2 protein-coding genes and 5 tRNA genes are annotated in these 1,553 nt (G+C 32.1%); all 7 read right to left on the bottom strand.

The features are described from left to right. Positions 1-220: 220 nt before the first annotated feature. Positions 221-634, bottom strand: a complete 414-nt coding sequence (locus tag ABFX13_RS14495; protein WP_346047215.1) for a hypothetical protein — start codon at positions 632-634, stop codon at positions 221-223. Positions 635-661: 27 nt separating this feature from the next. Continuing rightward, positions 662-913 (bottom strand): DUF2508 family protein, encoded by a 252-nt coding sequence (locus ABFX13_RS14490; RefSeq protein WP_346047213.1) that lies wholly within the window; start codon positions 911-913, stop codon positions 662-664. 192 nt (positions 914-1,105) lie between these two features. After that, positions 1,106-1,181, bottom strand: a tRNA-Val gene (locus ABFX13_RS14485). Positions 1,182-1,190: 9 nt separating this feature from the next. Next, positions 1,191-1,267: transfer RNA gene (locus tag ABFX13_RS14480), tRNA-Arg, on the bottom strand. A gap of 8 nt (positions 1,268-1,275) precedes the next feature. After that, positions 1,276-1,349: transfer RNA gene (locus tag ABFX13_RS14475), tRNA-Cys, on the bottom strand. Positions 1,350-1,370: 21 nt separating this feature from the next. Further along, positions 1,371-1,446, bottom strand: a tRNA-Lys gene (locus ABFX13_RS14470). Positions 1,447-1,454: 8 nt separating this feature from the next. After that, positions 1,455-1,531 (bottom strand) — tRNA-His (locus tag ABFX13_RS14465). Positions 1,532-1,553: the final 22 nt, after the last annotated feature.

The raw sequence follows: 1,553 nt of genomic DNA, 5'->3' as shown, positions 1-1,553 counted from the left end.
TTAACCTACTGTTTAATTTTCAAAGTTCATTTTGTCTTTCGTGTTTGCCCTTTTCTCAAGGACAAGTAATACTATACCATCTCATTTTAATATCGTCAACACTTTTTTAAAACTTTTTTTATTTTTTTATTTATATGTTAAATTAACCATATATTTTTTTAACAAATAATTAGTATAATTAGATCTATAAACCCAATTATACTAACTATTTTAGTCTCTACTAGTCTACTTGAGTAAGTAATCTTTTAATTATATCCATTAATTTCATTTCTCCAAGATCTTCATGAGTTATAGCTACCACAGCTTTTATTCTATCTTCTGAATTATCCCATTTATATGATCTCACATTTAATATAGCCCCTTCTGGCATTAATTCTTCTAAATCTACACCAATTTCATCTGTTAGTGTCATATATTCATCGAATAAATCTTCATTTTCCATTTCGCTTATGTCATATGCTTCTTTTATTATATTATTTAGTTCTTCTACATCTATGCTTATTTGATATGCTATAGTATCTTCTCTCTTAGACCCCTTACTTAAATCCTTATCTACACTGAAAGGACTTTCATTTTCTATTATCGATCTTATTTCTTCACTATCTACAATTTCATTCCCAAATAGTATGTACATATACAATTCTCCTCATCTATATTATGATTATTTTGCTATAGCTTCAATTAGACAATCTTTCAATGAGTATCTTACTCCTTTTTCTTTAGCCATTCTTATAAGATATGAATATTTTGATTTCTTTGATTCTAAATCATATATAGCCACATCTACTAATTCTGGATCACTAACGCATTGAAAAAAGTTTTCTGCATTTTTAATCTCTAACTGAGCTGCTTTTATCTCTTTTATGATTTTTTCATTTTCTATATTTGTTCTTTTACTTTTTATCCTAGGCATAATTTCCTCCTGTATTTTAAATATATACCTAGAATCTTGACAAATATTACTTCACATATACATATAGTTCATATTTTTATGTATATATTAACTTTTTAATATGATTTTGACAATACTATATATATTAATTATAAGTTTTATAAAAATATTAAATAAAAAAACATCTAATTCATTGAATTAGATGTTTTACACTGGTGGGATTAACAGGGCTCGAACCTGTGACCCCCTGCTTGTAAGGCAGGTGCTCTCCCAGCTGAGCTATAATCCCGGATATATATGGTGCGCCCAAAGGGACTCGAACCCCTAACCTTCTGATTCGTAGTCAGACACTCTATCCAGTTGAGCTATAGGCGCAATTTGTATGGAGGCGACACCCAGATTCGAACTGGGGATCAAGGAGTTGCAGTCCACTGCCTTACCACTTGGCTATGTCGCCATTTTTACATATATAAAAAAATGGTGATCCATCCGCGACTCGAACGCGGGACACCCTGATTAAAAGTCAGGTGCTCTACCGACTGAGCTAATGGATCAACTTATATGGGGTGGATAATGAGAGTCGAACTCACGACCTCCAGAGCCACAATCTGGCGCTCTAACCAACTGAGCTATACCCACCATAATTGGTCGAGGTGGAGGG

The organism is Paraclostridium tenue, assembly GCF_039521565.1.
In the GTDB taxonomy this organism is placed as follows: domain Bacteria; phylum Bacillota; class Clostridia; order Peptostreptococcales; family Peptostreptococcaceae; genus Paraclostridium; species Paraclostridium tenue.
This window is presented reverse-complemented; position numbering and strand designations above follow the sequence as displayed.